The organism is Vibrio sp. Vb2131 (genome assembly GCF_033338535.1).
In the GTDB taxonomy this organism is placed as follows: Bacteria; Pseudomonadota; Gammaproteobacteria; order Enterobacterales; family Vibrionaceae; genus Vibrio; species Vibrio alginolyticus.
In genome coordinates this window covers 1-672 of record NZ_JAWOSW010000081.1, presented here as the reverse complement: position 1 = coordinate 672, position 672 = coordinate 1, and the positions used below count along the sequence as shown (strand labels likewise).

The 672-nt window shown below is 49.6% G+C and carries 1 protein-coding gene; it reads left to right on the top strand.

The genetic code is table 11. The annotated features are described in order from the left end of the window. A partial coding sequence (yvcK, locus tag R7E38_RS22980) for a uridine diphosphate-N-acetylglucosamine-binding protein YvcK (RefSeq protein ID WP_318082154.1) occupies positions 1–672 on the top strand: 672 nt, incomplete at both ends.

The following is a 672-nucleotide window of genomic DNA, read 5'->3' as shown; positions in this document are numbered from 1 at the left end:
AATGCTACGGGCATTGTTGCCACAACCGACAATGGTGGTTCAACTGGGCGTATTCGTCACTGCCAAGGTGGCATCGCTTGGGGAGACACCAGAAACTGCATCAACCAGCTAATCACTGAACCATCTATCAGTTCGATGATGTTCGAATACCGCTTTAAAGGTACGGGAGAGCTGGACGGCCACAACCTTGGCAATTTGATGCTAACAGCATTGGATAACTTGTCGGTTCGACCGCTGGATGCAATCAATCTGATCCGAAACATGCTTAAGGTTGATGTAAATATTCTGCCAATGTCAGAGCACCCTTCGGATTTGTCTGCACTTTCAGTGAACGGTCAATGGGTCACAGGTGAAACCAATGTGGATGAGATGGAAACCGACTTACGTCGCTTAGATCTTTCACCAGAAGTTCCAGCCACTAAAGAAGCCGTTACTGCTCTGGCAGAAGCCGATGCAATCATTCTTGGCCCAGGCAGTTTCCTCACCAGTATTATGCCGCCATTGTTATTGCCTGAGCTGGGCAAAGCCATTGCAGCAAACCGAAAAGCGAAGGTGATATTCGTTGCTAACCTCAGCCCTGAATACGGCCCAGCAGGTCGAATGTCGATGGCGCAAAAGCTGGAATGGTGTGAACGTGCGTGCCAAGGACGAAGAATCGATGTCGTCCTTGCC